General features: G+C 76.2%; 15 protein-coding genes and 1 pseudogene. 6 read left to right on the plus strand and 10 right to left on the minus strand.

Features of this window, described 5'->3' with window-relative positions; all coding sequences use genetic code 11:
* Nucleotides 1-107 precede the first annotated feature (107 nt).
* The 4 genes from CCE01nite_RS01025 (at nt 108) to CCE01nite_RS01040 (ending at nt 3491) form a co-directional block, all read left to right on the plus strand.
* The gene (locus CCE01nite_RS01025) at nt 108-1364 is read left to right on the plus strand and encodes a class I SAM-dependent methyltransferase (RefSeq protein WP_169744015.1); all 1257 of its coding nucleotides are present in this window, start codon (nt 108-110) and stop codon (nt 1362-1364) included.
* Entirely contained in the window at nt 1361-2506 is a 1146-nt protein-coding gene (locus CCE01nite_RS01030) for a glutamate--cysteine ligase (RefSeq protein ID WP_034629107.1), read from the plus strand. Before CCE01nite_RS01025 ends, CCE01nite_RS01030 begins: the two co-directional genes overlap by 4 nt.
* Nucleotides 2507-2586: 80 nt before the next feature.
* Nucleotides 2587-2955 (plus strand): PadR family transcriptional regulator, encoded by a 369-nt coding sequence (locus CCE01nite_RS01035; RefSeq protein WP_034629113.1) that lies wholly within the window; start codon nt 2587-2589, stop codon nt 2953-2955.
* A complete protein-coding gene (locus tag CCE01nite_RS01040; RefSeq protein ID WP_034629119.1) occupies nt 2952-3491 on the plus strand; it encodes an HAAS signaling domain-containing protein in 540 nt (179 codons plus the stop codon). The genes CCE01nite_RS01035 and CCE01nite_RS01040 overlap by 4 nt, the downstream gene beginning before the upstream one ends.
* Nucleotides 3492-3551: 60 nt before the next feature.
* Here CCE01nite_RS01040 and tsaD read toward each other — a convergent pair whose 3' ends face one another.
* The 8 genes and pseudogenes from tsaD to CCE01nite_RS01075 form a co-directional block, all read right to left on the minus strand.
* Entirely contained in the window at nt 3552-4610 is a 1059-nt protein-coding gene (gene tsaD / locus CCE01nite_RS01045; protein ID WP_034629122.1) for a tRNA (adenosine(37)-N6)-threonylcarbamoyltransferase complex transferase subunit TsaD, read from the minus strand.
* Nucleotides 4611-4646: 36 nt separating this feature from the next.
* Nucleotides 4647-5591, minus strand: a complete 945-nt coding sequence (locus tag CCE01nite_RS21925; protein WP_428829498.1) for a sulfurtransferase — start codon at nt 5589-5591, stop codon at nt 4647-4649.
* 9 nt (nt 5592-5600) lie between these two features.
* A pseudogene (rimI, locus tag CCE01nite_RS21930) lies at nt 5601-6035 on the minus strand (ribosomal protein S18-alanine N-acetyltransferase); the annotation flags it as partial.
* Nucleotides 6032-6835, minus strand: a complete 804-nt coding sequence (gene tsaB / locus CCE01nite_RS01055; protein ID WP_141371853.1) for a tRNA (adenosine(37)-N6)-threonylcarbamoyltransferase complex dimerization subunit type 1 TsaB — start codon at nt 6833-6835, stop codon at nt 6032-6034. The pseudogene rimI and the gene tsaB, both read right to left, overlap by 4 nt.
* 88 nt (nt 6836-6923) lie before the next feature.
* The gene (tsaE, locus tag CCE01nite_RS01060) at nt 6924-7490 is read right to left on the minus strand and encodes a tRNA (adenosine(37)-N6)-threonylcarbamoyltransferase complex ATPase subunit type 1 TsaE (RefSeq protein ID WP_141371854.1); all 567 of its coding nucleotides are present in this window, start codon (nt 7488-7490) and stop codon (nt 6924-6926) included.
* Nucleotides 7487-8785 carry an alanine racemase gene (gene alr, locus CCE01nite_RS01065; RefSeq protein WP_141371855.1) on the minus strand — a complete coding sequence of 433 codons (1299 nt, stop codon included), beginning with the start codon at nt 8783-8785 and terminating at the stop codon, nt 7487-7489. The genes tsaE and alr overlap by 4 nt, the downstream gene beginning before the upstream one ends.
* A 78-nt stretch (nt 8786-8863) precedes the next feature.
* Nucleotides 8864-9478: a nucleoside/nucleotide kinase family protein gene (locus CCE01nite_RS01070; protein WP_141371856.1), complete on the minus strand. Its 615-nt coding sequence runs from the start codon at nt 9476-9478 to the stop codon at nt 8864-8866.
* On the minus strand, nt 9475-11073 hold the full coding sequence (locus CCE01nite_RS01075) for a bifunctional ADP-dependent NAD(P)H-hydrate dehydratase/NAD(P)H-hydrate epimerase (protein ID WP_141371857.1): 1599 nt from the start codon (nt 11071-11073) through the stop codon (nt 9475-9477). Before CCE01nite_RS01075 ends, CCE01nite_RS01070 begins: the two co-directional genes overlap by 4 nt.
* A 94-nt stretch (nt 11074-11167) precedes the next feature.
* On the opposite strand from CCE01nite_RS01075, the gene CCE01nite_RS01080 reads away from it, so the two are divergent.
* Nucleotides 11168-12154: an LLM class F420-dependent oxidoreductase gene (locus tag CCE01nite_RS01080; RefSeq protein WP_034625754.1), complete on the plus strand. Its 987-nt coding sequence runs from the start codon at nt 11168-11170 to the stop codon at nt 12152-12154.
* Nucleotides 12155-12220: 66 nt separating this feature from the next.
* On the opposite strand, the gene CCE01nite_RS01085 is transcribed toward CCE01nite_RS01080, so the two are convergent.
* On the minus strand, nt 12221-12580 hold the full coding sequence (locus CCE01nite_RS01085; protein WP_034625757.1) for a holo-ACP synthase: 360 nt from the start codon (nt 12578-12580) through the stop codon (nt 12221-12223).
* 94 nt (nt 12581-12674) lie between these two features.
* On the minus strand, nt 12675-14531 hold the full coding sequence (gene glmS / locus CCE01nite_RS01090) for a glutamine--fructose-6-phosphate transaminase (isomerizing) (RefSeq protein ID WP_034625760.1): 1857 nt from the start codon (nt 14529-14531) through the stop codon (nt 12675-12677).
* A gap of 157 nt (nt 14532-14688) precedes the next feature.
* On the opposite strand from glmS, the gene coaA reads away from it, so the two are divergent.
* On the plus strand, nt 14689-15645 hold the full coding sequence (gene coaA, locus CCE01nite_RS01095; RefSeq protein WP_034625765.1) for a type I pantothenate kinase: 957 nt from the start codon (nt 14689-14691) through the stop codon (nt 15643-15645).
* Nucleotides 15646-15656: the final 11 nt, after the last annotated feature.

Here is a 15656-nt window from a genome sequence, read left to right on the forward strand (position 1 = left end):
GGAAGCGGTTAGCACTCGGTCAAGGCGAGTGCCAGACCGGCGCGGCACGGACGCCGCGCGTGCGCCCGGGGCGGCCCGGGTGAACCGGGCGTGGAAGGATCGCAGGCATGGACGCCACCGGCCTGGCCAAGCTCCTGAGCCCGACGGGCTGGGCGCTGCTGAGCGCCCTGCCCCCCTACGACGAGCACCGTGCGATGGCGCTCTCCGAGCGCCTGCGCAAGGAGGGCATCGACGCCGAGCTCGTCGCGGCCGCGCTGACCCAGTCGCGGCTGCGCGCGAAGGCGCACGCGAAGTTCGGCGACTTCGCCGACGGCATGCTCTTCACCCCCGCGGGGCTCGAGCAGGCGACCCGGCTCGTCGTCGCGGCGCACCACGCGCGCCGGTACACCGCCGCGGGGACCACCAAGGTCGCGGACCTCACGTGCGGGGTGGGCGCCGACTCGATGGCGTTCGCGAGCATGGGCCTCACGGTGCTCGCGACCGACGTCGACGAGATCACCGCGTCGGTCGCGACGGTCAACCTGCGCCACTTCCCCGAGGCCGAGGTGCGCCACGGGGACGGGCTCGTGACGGACTTCGCGGCGGACGGGGTCGACGGCCTGTACGCCGACCCGGCGCGGCGCACCTCGTCGGGCAGCCGGGTGTTCGACCCGAACGCGTACGCGCCGTCGCTCGACGCGCTGCTCGCCCTGCGCGCCACCGTGCCCTCGCTCGGGCTCAAGCTCGGCCCCGGGCTGCCGCACAGCGCGCTGCCGGACGACGCCGAGGCGCAGTGGGTCTCGGTCGACGGCGACGTCGTCGAGGTCGGGCTGTGGTTCGGCCCGCTGGCCCCCGAGGGGCCCGGACGCAGCGCGCTCGTGCTCGGCGCCGGCGGCACGCACGTCGTGCGCGCCGGCCCCGACGGCCCGCCGGTCCCCGACGTCGGCCCCGTGGGCGGGTACCTCTACGAGCCGGACGGCGCCGTGATCCGCGCCGGGCTCGTCGGCGAGGTCGCGGCCCGCGTGCACGGACGGCTCGTGGACCGCACGATCGCCTACGTGACGTCCGACGCGCTCCACGACAGCCCCGTGGCCACCGCCTACCGGGTGCACGACACGCTGCCCTTCGGCCTCAAGCGCCTGCGCACCTACCTGCGCGAGCGCGGCGTCGGGCGCCTCACGATCAAGAAGCGCGGCACCGCCGTCGTCCCCGAGCAGCTCCGGCGTCAGCTCGACCTGCGCGGGCCGCACGAGTCGACCATCGTGCTCACGCGCGTCGCGGGGACGCAGCAGGTGCTCGTGGTCGAACCCGTGCACGCGACGGGCGACGCCGGCGGACCCGACGGCCCGAGCGGCGCTGCCGGCTCCGGCGAGGGCCGCGCATGAGCCGCCTCGAGCTGCCGTTCGCGCGGTCGGAGCGCTCGACGGTCGGCCTCGAGTGGGAGCTCGCGCTCGTCGACGCCGACTCCGGGGACCTGCGCCAGGTCGCCCAGACGGTGCTCGACGCGGTGCGCCCCGCGGACGGGCGCGAGCACCCCGCGATCCGCCAGGAGCTGCTGCTCAACACCGTCGAGGTCGTCTCGGGGGTGTGCCGGACCGTCGGGGAGGCCGGCGCCGACCTCGCGCGCGCGATCGAGGAGGTCCGCGCGGTCACGGACCCGCTGCGCGTCGAGCTCATGTGCGCGGGCACGCACCCGTTCGCGCGGTGGGCGCAGCAGAAGGTCACCGACAAGCAGCGCTACGCGACGCTCATCGACCGGACCCAGTGGTGGGGCCGGCAGATGCTCATCTACGGCGTGCACGTCCACGTCGGCATCGAGGACCGCTCGAAGGTGCTGCCGATCTCGCGCGCGCTGCTCACGTGCTTCGCGCACCTGCAGTCGCTCTCGGCGTCCAGCCCGTTCTGGGGCGGTCGGGACACCGGCTACGCGTCGAACCGCGCGCTGATGTTCCAGCAGCTGCCGACCGCCGGGCTGCCGTTCCAGTTCGAGCGCTGGGAGCAGCTCGAGGACTACGTCGCCGACATGCTGCACACCGGCGTGATCGACGCGTTCGACGAGGTGCGCTGGGACGTGCGGCCGTCGCTGCGGTTCGGCACGATCGAGACCCGGGTGTGCGACGGCGCGTCGAACCTGCTCGAGGTCACGGCGCTGGCCGCGCTCACGCACTGCCTCGTCGAGCGCTTCTCCTCGATGCTCGACCGGGGCGAGGAGCTGCCGACGATGCAGCCGTGGTTCGTCCAGGAGAACAAGTGGCGCTCGGCGCGCTACGGCATGGACGCGATCGTGATCGTGAACGCCGCGGGCGACGAGGAGCTCGTGACCGACGCGGTCGAGCGCCTCCTCGTGGACCTCGCCCCGGTCGCCGAGCGCCTCGGGTGCACCGCGGAGCTCGACGCGGTCCGGGTCATCCTGCGACGCGGCGCCTCGTACCAGCGCCAGCGCGCCGTGGCGCGTCGCCACGGCGGCGAGCTCGACGCGGTGGTCGCGGCCCTGGTCGCGGAGATGCGGGCCGGCCGCCCGCTCTGAGTCCCGCCCTTCCGGGCGTGCCGTCGATGTCGCGTCGTCCACTACTTGGTTATGCCGACTAGCGGGTATAGCCTTCTTCCATGCCCGAGTCCCCCCGCGACCCCCAGCTCCTCAAGGGGGTGCTCCCGATCCTCGTCCTGGCGCTCCTCACCGAGCGCGAGTCCTACGGGTACGAGCTCGTCACCCGCCTCCAGTCCGACGGGCTCACCGACATCACCACGGGGACCGTCTACCCGGTGCTGGCCCGCCTCGAGCGCGACGACCTGATCGCCTCCCGGCTCGTCGCCTCCCCCGCCGGCCCCGCCCGCAAGTACTACGTCCCCACCGCCGCCGGCAGCACCGAGCTCGGCGACGCCGTGGCCGCGTGGCGCGGGCTCGTCACCACCGTCGACACGGTGCTCACCCGGGCCCTGCCCGGAGCCCCGGCGCTCAGCAAGGAGTCCTCATGACCACCACCGCCCCCGCGCGCCCCGGTCTGCGCGACCGCCTCCGCCGCGACTGGTACCGCCTGCGCTTCGAGCTTGCGATGCAGGACTACCCGCCGAAGGACTACCGCCGGATCGCCCGGTCCCTCACCGCCGAGATCGACGCGGCCGCGGCGGACACCGGCATGCGGCAGGCCCTGCGCGACCTCGGCTCGCCGCGTCGCCTCGCGGCCGGCTACTACGCCGAGCTCGACCGGGAGCGGCCGCGCTACTGGGACGGCGGCATCGTCCTGGGCCTCGTCCTGCTCGGTGCGTGGGTCTGCCTGCTCGCGTACTGGGGTGGCGCAGGCGACACGCTGCTCGCGCAGGGCGGCGGGACCGTGACGCTCGACTACCTGGGCGCCCCGACGACGATCACGGCGACGGACGACGAGCTCGCGCTCGCCACGAGCCTCACGCTGCGCGGCACGCTCGTCGTCGGCGGCCTCGCGGCGGTCGGGTTCGCGCTGGGCTCCCGGCTCTGGCGTCTCCTGCCGCGCCGCACGCGGCAGCCCGCCTGAGGCGTCGCGGCGGCCGCAGCACCCACGGCCCCGGCCCGGCCCGGCCCGGCCCGGCAGCGCTCAGACCAGGACCTGCGTGAGCGGCATCGACGAGTCCACCGCGAGGTCGAGCGACGAGGCGGGCAGCCCGCGCCGCACGACCGCCGCGCCCAGCGCCGCGATCATCGCCCCGTTGTCGGTGCAGTACCGGATCGGCGGGATGCGCAGGTCGATGCCCGCCTCGGCGCAGCGCTTCGCGGCCATCTCCCGCAGCTGGGAGTTCGCCGAGAAGCCGCCGCCGACCACGAGCGTCGACACGTCGTGCCGGCGGCACGCGGCGATCGTCTTCGCGGTCAGCACGTCCGCCACCGCCTCCGCGAACGACGCCGCGACGTCCTCGAGCGGCAGCGGCTGACCGGCGTCCTGGCGGGCCTCGACCCAGCGGGCCACCGCCGTCTTCAGCCCCGAGAACGAGAAGTCGTACGCGTGCGCCGCTTGGTCCTTCGGCGCGGTCAGGCCGCGCGGGAAGCGGATCGCCGTCGGGTCGCCCGCGCGCGCGAGCCGGTCGATGTGCGGGCCACCCGGGTACGGGAGGCCCAGCAGGCGGCCGACCTTGTCGAACGCCTCGCCCGCCGCGTCGTCGAGCGTCGAGCCGAGCTCGGTGACGCCCGTGACGACGTCGTCGACGAGCAGCAGGCTCGAGTGCCCGCCCGAGACCACGAGGGCCATGACCCGGTCCGGGAACAGCCCGTCGACGAGCTCGTCGACGGCCGCGTGCCCGATCACGTGGTTCACGCCGTACAGCGGGACGCCGAGCCCGAGCGCCAGCGCCTTCGCGGCGGACGCCCCGAGCGTGAGGGGCCCGACGAGCCCCGGGCCGGCGGTCACCGCGACCGCGTCGACGTCGGACAGCGCGACCCCGGCCTCCGAGAGCGCACGCTCGATCGTCGGCACCATCGCCTCGAGGTGGGCGCGCGAGGCGATCTCGGGGATGATCCCGCCGAACCGCGCGTGCTCGTCCATCGAGCTCGCGACGGCGTCCACGAGGAGCTCGCTGCGGTCGTCGTGCGCGCGCACGAGGGCGACCCCGGTCTCGTCGCACGACGTCTCGATCCCCAGCACGAGCGGTCCACCAGACATGCCGTCCAGGATAGGTGGCGCGCGGCCCGCCTCCGGTCAGCCGGGCTCGGGGCCCGTCGCCGCGGGACGGTCCGGGTCGCTCGACCACTGCGACCACGAGCCGGGGTAGAGCCGCGCCTCGACGCCGATCGACGCGAGCGCCGCGACCTCGTGCGCCGCCGTCACGCCCGACCCGCAGTAGACCCCGACCTCGCCCGGGCCCGGCCCCACGCCGAGCGCCGCGAACCGCTCACGGAGCGCGTCGGCGGGAAGGAAGCGGCCGTCGGGGCCGAGGTTGCCCGCGGTCGGTGCGCTGAGCGCCGCCGGCACGTGCCCGGCGCGGGGGTCGACGGGCTCGACCTCGCCGCGGTAGCGCTCCGGTGCGCGCGCGTCGAGCAGCGTCCCGGCGCGGGCGAGCGCGGCTGCCTCGTCGGCGTCGACCGTCGGGAGCCGCCCGGCCGAGAGCTCGACATCCCCGGGCTCGGGCACGACGTCCCCCTGCTCGAGCGCTCCCCCGGCGGCGACCCACGCGTCGAGCCCGCCGTCGAGCAGCCGGACGTCGGTGCGGCCGGCCCAGCGCAGCAGCCACCACGCGCGCGCCGCGGACATCCCGCCCACGGCGTCGTAGGCGACGACCGGCGTCCCCTGGCGGACGCCCCACCGGCGGGCCGCGGCCTGCAGCGCCGCGACGTCCGGCAGGGGGTGGCGCCCGGCCTGCGGCGTCGGGGGTGCCGCCAGCTCGGTCTCAAGGTCGACGTAGACCGCGCCGGGCACGTGGCCCGCGCGGTGCTGCTCGGCGCCGTCGGACCGCCCGAGCGCCCAGCGCACGTCGAGCACGACCGGGTGCGCGTCGCCGTCCCGCGCGAGGAGCGCGGCCAGCTCGCCAGCGGTGACGAGGACCGCGGACCGGGTCGCGTCCGCCGCGACGGGCTCGGCGCCGGACCCGTCGGCGCGGGCGCCCGGCGCGTCCGGCGCAGGCGCGGCGTCGAGCGCGAGCCCCATCGTCCACGCATCGACGTTCTCCGGCTGGTAGTACCCGCGCCGCCGCCCGAGCCGCTCGAAGCCGGCGCGCTCATAGAGCCGCAGCGCGGGCTCGTTGTCGACGCGCACCTCGAGCAGCACGCGCGCGGCGCCGAGACCATGCGCGCGGTCGACGAGCCGGTCGAGCAGCAGGCGCCCGATCCCGCGGCCCTGGTGGGGCGTCGCCGTGCCGATCGTCATGACCTGCGCGTCCTCGCCGTCGAACCACAGCCCGGCGTACCCGACGACCTCGCCCGCCGCGTCGCGCGCGGCGACGTACCAGCGGTCCTCGCCGGAGATCTCGTCCGCGAGCGACGCGAGCGACCAGGCCCCCGCCCCGAAGAGCTCCGTCTCGAGGCGCGCGAGCGCCGGGAGGTCCGCGACCGCGAGCCGGTCGACCGTCACGCCCGGGTGCCCGACGGTCATGCCAGCGCGCGCTTGCGCTCGGCGGGCGGGACGGCGTCGGGCCGGCGCAGGTAGAGCGGCTCCGACGGCAGCAGCGTCCCGGCCGGTGCGGCGGCGAGCCGGGCGAGGGCCAGGCGCGCGAGCACCGCGGGGTCCGGGTCGAGCGGTCCGTCCTCGGCGGGCGGCAGGTCGGCGGCGTACTGCAGCGCGCCGCGCCCGACGACGACCGCCCCGGCGGCGCGTCCCTCGGCGGCGACCGACGCGGCGCTACCCACGGAGGGACCCGAGACGAGCTCGACGAGGGCGCCGGTGTGCGCGGCGCGGGCGCTGCTCGGGGTCGCGGCGTCGAGGCCTGCCGCGGTCGGGGCGCCGTCGCCGGTCGCGGTGTCCGCACCGGCAGCGGCACCGTCGCCCGCCGCGGTGACCCGGTACCGCGCCCAGTACACCTCGCGCCGGCGCGCGTCGGACGCCACGAGCACCTCGTCACCGACGGCGAGCCCGAGCCGGTCGGCGGCCTCGGCCGCGAGCGCGTCGAGGCTGCTCACGCCCTGCACCGGGACGCCGAGCGCGAGCGCGAGCGTCCGGGCGGTCACGAGCCCGACGCGCAGGCCGGTGTAGGGCGCGGGGCCGGTGCCCGCGACGACCGCGGTGACCTGCGTGCGGTCGACGCCCGCCTCGGTGAGGACGGCGTCGATCATCGGGGCGAGGAGCTCCGCGTGGTGGCGCTGCTCGGGGGCCGACCGCGCGGCGAGCGTGCGGCCGGTCTCGTCGGTCAGCGCGACGGCGACGGAGCTGGACGTGTCGAGGGCGAGGACGGGCACGGGTCCAGCATCCCATCCCCGCCCGGGTCACCGCGGGCAGGCCGCCGCGCCGCACGCCGACGCACCGCGGCGCGGCGCGGCGGTCACGTCAGCGCGGCAGCGCGACCCCGGCCCACCGCTCGCCCACGGCGGTCACCGTGACGGTCCGCACCCCGGCCGAGGGGTCGTCGTCGGACCCGGTCGCCGCGTCTCCGCGCGGGCGCCGGAGCACGATCTCGAGCCGGTCCTGCGCGAGCGCCTCGACGAGCCCCTCGCCCCACTCGACGACGGTCACCGACTCGTCGAGGCTCGCGTCGAGGTCGAGCGCGTCGACCTCGTCGAGCGAGCCGAGCCGGTACGCGTCGACGTGCACGAGCGAGGTCCCCGTGACGGTCCCGGTCGCCCCCGCGCCCGCCGCCTCACCGTCCGGCCCGCTCGCCGGCGGCAGCGGGGGGTGCACGCGCGCGATGATGAACGTCGGCGACGCGACCTGCCCCCGCACGCCGAGCCCGGCGCCGATCCCCTGCGTGAGCGTCGTCTTGCCGGCCCCGAGGTCGCCCGTGAGGATCACGAGGTCACCCGCCCGCAGCACGCCCGCGAGCGCCCGGCCGTACGCGCGCGTCGCGTCCGCGTCGGCCAGCTCGACGACGACCTGCTGCTCCTGCGCGGCGCTCACCGGCCGGCACCCGCGGGCGCGGCGGTCACGGCACCGGCGGCCGCCGGGGGTGGCGGGGCCGGCGCGTCGTCGGCCGCTCCGTCCACCGAGCGCCCGGCCGGTGCGCCGGTCCCCGCGGCGGCCGTCGCCGCGCCGCCACCGGGCTGCTCGCTGTCGACATGCACGCGCGGGACCCGCGCGCCGAGGCGCGTGACGATCTCGTAGCTGATGGTCCCCGCGCAGCGCGCCCAGTCCTCGGCCGTCGGGCCGCCGTCCGCGCCGGTGCCGAACAGCACGACCCGGTCCCCGGGCTGGTCGACCGCACCCGGACCGAGGTCGAGCACGACCTGGTCCATGCACACGCGGCCGGCGACGGCCACGCGCCGCCCGCCGACGAGGACGGGGGCGCCGGGGTGGTCGGGGCCGCCCGACGCGTGGCGCGGGACCCCGTCGGCGTACCCGACCGGGACGACGCCGAGCACCGTGCGCGTCGTCGTCGTGTAGGCGTGCGCGTACGAGACGCCCTGGCCGGCGCCGACGGTCTTCACGGTCGCGAGGTCGGCCTCGAACGTCATCGCCGGGACGAGCCCGTAGTCCGCGGGGCCGCCGAGCTGCGGGACGGGCGAGAGCCCGTACACCGCGATGCCGGGGCGGACCAGGTCGTAGTGCACCGCGGGGCTCGTGAGCGTCGCGGCGGAGTTGGCGAGGTGGCGGACCTCGAGGTGTGCCCCGCGGGTCTCGGCGAGGCGCACGGCGTCCGCGAACACCTCGGCCTGCGCGAGCACCGTGGGGTGCGTCGGCTCGTCGGCGAACGCGAGGTGCGACCAGATGCCGACGACCTCCACGGCCCCCTCGGCCTGCGCCCGCAGCGCGGCGTCGAGCACGTCGGGGAGGTCCGCCGGGGTCAGCCCGTTGCGGCCGAGCCCGGTGTCGACCTTGAGGTGCACCCGCGCGGTGCGGCCCGTGCGGCGTGCGGCGTCGACGACCGCGTCGAGGGCCCACGCGCCCGCGACCGAGACGTCGACGTCGGCCTCGAGCAGCGCGCCGAACGGGGCGCCGGGCGCGTGCAGCCACGTCAGGACGCGCCCGGTGATCCCGGCGGCCCGCAGCTCGAGCGCCTCGGCGGCCTGCGCGGCGCCGAGCCACGTCGCTCCCCCGGCGAGCGCGGCCCGTGCGCTCGGGACGAGCCCGTGGCCGTACGCGTCGGCCTTGACGACCGCCATGACCTGGGCGCCGGGCGCGTGCTGCGCGAGGGCGCGGACGTTCCCGCGGATCGCGGCGAGGTCGACGACGGCACGGGCGGGGTAGTCGCTCACCCGCCCAGTCTCCCACCGGTCGACGACCGCACGCGGTCACCCGTCCGCGGTTCCCGGGCCGGCCGGGCCCGTGCCCCGTCAGACGGGGACGACGACGTCCGCGCGCCCCCGCGTCGCGGCGACGAGCCGGGCGTTGCGCTCGTCGGGCCCGTGCGCCCAGGCGTGCGCCGCGGCGGGGTCCTTGCCGAAGCGCTCGTGCCGCGCGACGAGCCGGCTCAGCCGCACGTCGTCGTCGGGCTCGACGAACCACGCCTCGTCGAGCAGCGCGCGCACCGGCCCGAACCCCGCGTCGTCGAGCAGCAGGTAGTTGCCCTCCGTCACGACGAGCGGCGTGGTGGCCGGGACGGCGATGGCCCCGGCGACGCCGTTGCGCAGGTCGCGCCGGTACTCGGGGGCGTACACGACGTCGCCGCGCACGTCCCGCAGCCGCCGCAGCAGCGCGACGTACCCCGCGGCGTCGAACGTGTCCGGCGCACCCTTGCGGTCGGCGCGCCCGAGCCGCTCGAGCTCGGTCTGCGCGAGGTGGAACCCGTCCATCGGCACGACGACGCACCGCGCGCCGAACGCCTCGGCGACCTCCGCCGCGAGCGTCGACTTGCCCGCACCCGGCGCACCTGCGATCCCGAGCACCTGGCGCCCGCCGCGCGCGAGCAGCGCCCGCACGCGGTCCGCGAGCGCGTCGGTGAGGATCACGACGCGAGCAGCTGGGCGACGGTCCGCGGCAGCGCCTCGGCGACCGCGAGCGCCGCGACCGGGCCCCCGGGGTTCGCGACGTGGGCCGCGCGGCCGTGCACGAGCGACGCGCAGGCCGCGAGCGCCGCGACGAGCGAGGGCTCGCCCGCGAGGTCCTGCGCCCGCCCGGCGAGCAGAGCGCCGAGCAGCCCGGCGAGGACGTCGCCCGCTCCCGCGGTCGCGAGCCACGCGGGAGCGTCGGCCTGCGCGTACACGGCGTCGTCCGGCCCGACGACGAGCGTCGTCGCCCCCTTGAGCAGCACGGTCGCGCGCGTGAGCTCGCGGGCGCGCCGGGCCCAGCGCAGCGGCTCCGCCTCGACCTGCGCGCGGTCGACGTCCTCGCCGCGCGCGCTCAGCAGCGTCGCGAGCTCACCGGCGTGCGGGGTCAGCACGACCCACGGCGCGAGCCGCTCCGGCAGCAGCGTCAGGGCCCCCGCGTCGACGACGGCCGGGAGCTCCTGGGCGAGCACGCCCGCGAGCGCGCCGTGCACCCGCTCGGCCTGCGCCGAGTCCGTGGGGTCGACGCCCGGGCCGAGCACCCACGCCTGGACCCGCCCGTCGCCCGCGACGACCTCGGGGCGGTGCGAGACGACGGCCGCGGTCACCCCGGGCGACCCGAGGTAACGGACCATGCCGACCCCGGCGTGCACCGCGGCGGAGACCGTGAGCACCGCGGCGCCCGGGTACGCGGGCGTCCCGGCGACGACCCCGACGACGCCACGCGTGTACTTGTGCGCCGCGCGGGGCGGCACGGGCCACAGGGCCGCGGCGTCGCGGGGCTCGAGCCGTGCGACCGCGGGGCGTGCGCCGGAGAGGTCGAGCCCGAGGTCGACGGCCTCGACCCGCCCGGCGGACGCGCACGCGGGGGGCACGAGCAGCGCCGGCTTCGGGGCGCCGAACGTCACGGTCACGTCGGCGGCGAGCACGGCTCCGGGCTCCCCGGCCGGCGCGGACCCCGACCCGTTCGACCCGCCCGGACGCGGCACGTCCCCGTCGTCGACCCCGACGCCGCTCGGGACGTCGACGGCCACGACGCACGGACCGTCGCCGCGGCCGCCCGCCCGCTCGTCCGCGACGAGCTCGCCGAGCAGCGCGAGCACCTCCGCCCCCGGCCCGCGCACCGCGCTGTGCCCGGCGCGCGCACCGATGCCGAGCACGCCGTCGAGCACCACGTCCGCCGTGAACGCCTCGGCGATCGCGTCGCCCGGCCACACCCGTGCGCCCGGGCCCCCGTCGGCGACGCTCACGACGCTGCAGCCGGCCGACCGGAGCGCCGCGAGCCCGGTCTCGTGCAGGCGCTCGGCCGTCGCGACCGCGAGCACCGCGACGCCGCGACGCGCGAGCAGCGCTCCGGCGTGCAGCGCGTCGCCGCCGTTGTTGCCCGCGCCGGCGAGCACGACGACCCGGCTCCCCGCGACGCGCCCGCGCCGTGCGCGCAGCTCCCGGACGACCACCCCGGCGAGCGCGAACGCCGCCCGGTCCATGAGCGGCACGCCCGCGGCGAGCAGCGGTTCCTCGGCGGTGCGGACGTCCGCAGCGGTGTAGGCGACGATCACCGGCCCATCTTGGCGGAGTCGGGCGTGCCACCGCTCGGCGGGCCGCGACCGTCTCGGCGGGCGCGCGCGCGAGCCGCGGGTAGGTTCTGGTCTCATGCGCTTCGGACTCTTCATCCCCCAGGGCTGGCGGCAGGACCTCACGGGCATCGCCACGGCCGACCACTGGAACGTCATGAACGGGCTCGCCCAGCACGCCGACACCGGCGACGTCTGGGAGTCCATCTGGGTCTACGACCACTTCCACGCCGTCCCCGAGCCCAACGGCGAGGCGACGCACGAGGCGTGGAGCCTCATCAACGCGTACGCCGCGAGCACCCGCCGCGTCCGCCTCGGCCAGATGTGCACGTGCATGGCCTACCGCAACCCCGCCTACCTCGCGAAGGTCGCAGCGACCGCCGACGTCATCAGCGGCGGCCGCGTCGAGATGGGCATCGGCGCGGGCTGGTACGAGCACGAGTGGCGCGCGTACGGCTACGGCTTCCCGCGTGCCGGCGAGCGCCTCGCGATGCTCGACGAGGGCGTGCAGATCTTCCGGCAGCTCTGGTCGACCGGCACCGCGACGCTCGACGGGAAGCACTACCAGGTCGACGGCGCGCAGCTCTCGCCGCTGCCGCTGCAGACCGACGGCCCCCCGCTGTGGATCGCGGGCGGCGGCGAGCAGAAGACCCTGCGCATCGCCGCCCAGCACGCGCAGTACACGAACTTCGACGGGACGCCCGAGACGTTCACGCACAAGTCCGAGGTCCTGCGCGGGCACTGCGAGGCGCTCGGGCGGCCGTTCGAGGAGATCACGCGGTCGTCCAACTACAACGTCGTGATCGGTGCCACCGAGGCGGAGGTCGAGGACCGGCTCGCGTGGGTCGCGGACCACTACGGCCGCACGGTCCCCGCCAAGGCCGCCGAGGTCGTCGAGCAGTTCCGCAACGGGCCCCTCGTCGGGACCCCCGAGCAGATCGTCGGGAAGCTCCGTGAGCTCGAGGCCCTGGGCATGACGTACGCGATCACGTACTTCGCGGAGGCCGCCTACGACCGCTCGGGCATCGAGCTGTTCGAGCGCGAGGTCGTGCCGGCGCTGCGCTGACCGGCGCTCCCCCGACCGGGCCGCCTCTCCTGCGGGAGGGGCGGCCCGCGTCGTGCCGGGCCGGGGTCAGGCCGGGTCGCGCTCGGCGACCACGACCGCCGACGCGATCCCCGCGTCGTGCGAGATCGACAGGTGGAAGCGCGCGACGCCGAGCTCGTCCGCGCGCGCCGCGACCGTCCCGACCACCTCGACGACGGGCTGCTGACCCGGGACGCGGCGGACCGTCGCGTCCTGCCAGCTCATGCCCGCGGGCGCCCCGAGCGCCTTGGCGATCGCCTCCTTGGCGGCGAACCGGGCGGCGAGCGACGCGGGCGGCAGGTGCCGCTCGTCGGGCGTGAACAGCCGCTCGAGCAGCCCGGGTGCACGCTCGAGGGTCGCCACGAACCGCGCGACGTCGACGACGTCGATACCGACGCCGACGATCACCGGGCGACCCGCGCGGCCGGAGCCCGCCGGTCGACCCGCGCGGGGCCCGCGAGCGGAAGCACGCCGACCGCCGGCGCCCGCCCGCGGCCCGCGCTCACTCGACCGTGACCGACTTCGCGAGGTTGCGCGGCTGGTCGACGTCGAGGCCACGCGCGGTCGCGAGCTCGCACGCGAAGATCTGCAGCGGCACGACGGCGAGCAGCGGCGCGAGCAGCACGGGCGCCTGCGGGACGTAGAACACCTCGTCCGCGAACGGCCGGACGTCCTCGTCGCCGTCCTCGGCGACCACGAGCGTGCGGGCGCCGCGCGCGCGGATCTCCTGGATGTTCGAGACGACCTTCGAGTGCAGCGAGTCCCGCCCGCGCGGCGACGGCACGATCACGAAGACCGGCTGACCGGGCTCGATGAGCGCGATCGGCCCGTGCTTGAGCTCGCCGGCCGCGAAGCCCTCGGCGTGGATGTACGCGAGCTCCTTGAGCTTGAGCGCACCCTCGAGCGCGACGGGGTACCCGACGTGCCGGCCGAGGAACAGCACCGACGACGTGTCCGACATCCAGCGCGCGATCTCGCGGACCCGCCCGGCGCGGTCGAGCACCTGCTGGATCTTGTCGGGCATCTGGCGCAGGTCCTCGAAGATCTCCGCGATCTCGTCGGGGAACTTGTTGCCGCGCAGCTGCGCGAGGTACAGCCCGAGCAGGTACGCCGCGGTGATCTGCGACAGGAACGCCTTCGTCGAGGCGACCGCGATCTCCGGCCCGGCGTGCGTGTAGAGCACCGCGTCGGACTCGCGCGGGATCGTCGAGCCGTGCGTGTTGACGATCGCGAGCACCTTGGCGCCCTGCTCGCGCGCGTGCCGGACCGCCATGAGCGTGTCCATCGTCTCGCCCGACTGCGAGATCGCCACGACGAGGGTCTTCTCGTTGACGACCGGGTCGCGGTACCGGAACTCGTGCGCGAGCTCGACCTCGACCGGGATGCGGCACCAGTGCTCGATCGCGTACTTCGCGACGTGCCCGGCGTACGCGGCGGTGCCGCACGCGATCACGACGATCTTGTCCACGGACCGCAGCACCGACTCGTCGATGCGCAGGTCGTCGAGCACGAGCCTGCCCTGCAGGTCCGTCCGGCCGAGCAGCGTGTCCGCGACGGCCTGCGGCTGGTCGTGGATCTCCTTGTCCATGAACGAGCGGAACCCGCTCTTCTCGGCGGCCGCGGCGTCCCAGTCGACCGTGTAGCGCCGGCCCTCGGCGGGGCGGCCGTCGAAGTCGGTGACCGTGACCGACGTCGAGGTGATCGTGACGACCTGGTCCTGCCCGAGCTCGAGCGCCTGCTTGGTGTGCGCGATGAACGCCGCGACGTCCGACCCCAGGAAGTTCTCGCCGTCCCCGAGGCCCACGACGAGCGGGGAGTCGTGCCGTGCGCCGACGACGACGTCGGGCAGGTCAGCGTGCACCGCGAGCAGCGTGAACGTGCCGTGCAGGCGGCGGACGACCGTCGTGAGCGCCTGGGTCAGGTCCGGCGTCTGCTCGTACTGGCGCGCGAGGAGGTGCGCGACGACCTCGGTGTCGGTCTCGGAGTCGAACTCGACACCGGCGGCGAGCAGCTCGGCCTTGAGGGCGACGAAGTTCTCGACGATGCCGTTGTGGATGAGCGCGAGCTTGCCGACGACGTGCGGGTGCGCGTTGACGTCGTTCGGCGCGCCGTGCGTGGCCCAGCGGGTGTGGCCGATCGCGGCGGTCGACGGGCACAGCGGCTCGGCGTCGAGCACCTCGACGAGGTTCGCGAGCTTGCCCGCCTTCTTCGCGCTCGTGAGCGTGCCGTCGCCGCACGTGAGCGCGACGCCCGCGGAGTCGTAGCCGCGGTACTCGAGCCGGCGCAGACCCTCCAGCACGACGTCGAGCGGGCGACCGCTCGGATCCTGGCTACCGACGTATCCCACGATTCCGCACATGGTGGGGAGTCTACGGGTGCGCGCGTCGGGCTCCGGGTGATCTCGCGCACGTGACGACGGCGCCGCTCGGGGCGGAGCCGCCTCCGGCGGCAGGGGTGCGGCGACCCCGCGGTCGTCGGGCCGGCCGGCGCGGTCCCGTCCGGCAGAATGGCTCCTCGTGGCCCCCTCCGCCCTCGCGCCGTCGTCCCCGTACGTCGACCTCGACCGGTCCGCGTGGGCCCGGCTGAGCGAGTCCACGCCGCTGCCGCTCACCGACGCCGACGTCACGCGGCTGCGCGGGCTCGGCGACCCGATCGACCTCGCGGAGGTGGACGCGGTCTACCGCCCGCTGTCCCGCCTGCTCGACCTGTACGTCGGCGCGACGCGCGGGCTGCACGAGGCGTCGAGCACGTTCCTGCGCGAGGACACCGGCAGCACGCCGTACGTGATCGGCGTCGCCGGCTCCGTCGCGGTCGGCAAGTCGACGACCGCGCGCCTGCTGCGCGAGCTCATGGCCCGCTGGCCCGCGACCCCGCGGGTCGAGCTGCTCACGACCGACGGCTTCCTCTACCCGAACGCCGAGCTCGCCCGCCGCGGGCTCATGGAGCGCAAGGGCTTCCCGGAGTCGTACGACCGGCGCGCGCTCGTGCGGTTCCTCACCAAGGTCAAGGCCGGCCGCGCCGAGGTCCGCGCACCGGTGTACGACCACCTGACGTACGACATCGTGCCGGGCGCGGAGGTCGTCGTGCGACGCCCCGACGTGCTCATCGTCGAGGGCCTCAACGTGCTCCAGCCGGCGCGCCCGTCGCTCGACGGCGGCGTCTCCAACCTCGCGGTCAGCGACTTCTTCGACTTCTCGATCTACGTGGACGCCCGCACGGCGGACGTGCGGCAGTGGTACGTCGACCGGTTCCTGTCCCTGCGCGCGACGGCGTTCGCCCGTCCCGAGTCGTACTTCCACCGGTACGCGTCGCTCTCCGACGACGAGGCCGTGGTCCGCGCGGAGGCCATCTGGGACGCGATCAACGCCCCGAACCTCGAGCGCAACATCGTGCCGACCCGCAGCCGCGCGACGCTCGTGCTGACCAAGGGCCCCGACCACGCGGTCCAGCGCGTGCGCCTGCGCAAGCTCTGAGCCCCCCGGCG

It is taken from the genome of Cellulomonas cellasea (assembly GCF_006538745.1).
GTDB lineage: Bacteria > Actinomycetota > Actinomycetes > Actinomycetales > Cellulomonadaceae > Cellulomonas_A > Cellulomonas_A cellasea.

Coding starts and splice junctions, on each gene's coding strand:
- CCE01nite_RS01025 (WP_169744015.1), top strand. CDS start 108: ATGGACGCCACCGGCCTGGCCAAGCTCCTGAGCCCGACGGGCTGGGCG.
- CCE01nite_RS01030 (WP_034629107.1), top strand. CDS start 1,361: ATGAGCCGCCTCGAGCTGCCGTTCGCGCGGTCGGAGCGCTCGACGGTC.
- CCE01nite_RS01035 (WP_034629113.1), top strand. CDS start 2,587: ATGCCCGAGTCCCCCCGCGACCCCCAGCTCCTCAAGGGGGTGCTCCCG.
- CCE01nite_RS01040 (WP_034629119.1), top strand. CDS start 2,952: ATGACCACCACCGCCCCCGCGCGCCCCGGTCTGCGCGACCGCCTCCGC.
- tsaD (WP_034629122.1), bottom strand. CDS start 4,610: ATGTCTGGTGGACCGCTCGTGCTGGGGATCGAGACGTCGTGCGACGAG.
- CCE01nite_RS21925 (WP_428829498.1), bottom strand. CDS start 5,591: ATGGGGCTCGCGCTCGACGCCGCGCCTGCGCCGGACGCGCCGGGCGCC.
- CCE01nite_RS01080 (WP_034625754.1), top strand. CDS start 11,168: ATGCGCTTCGGACTCTTCATCCCCCAGGGCTGGCGGCAGGACCTCACG.
- glmS (WP_034625760.1), bottom strand. CDS start 14,531: ATGTGCGGAATCGTGGGATACGTCGGTAGCCAGGATCCGAGCGGTCGC.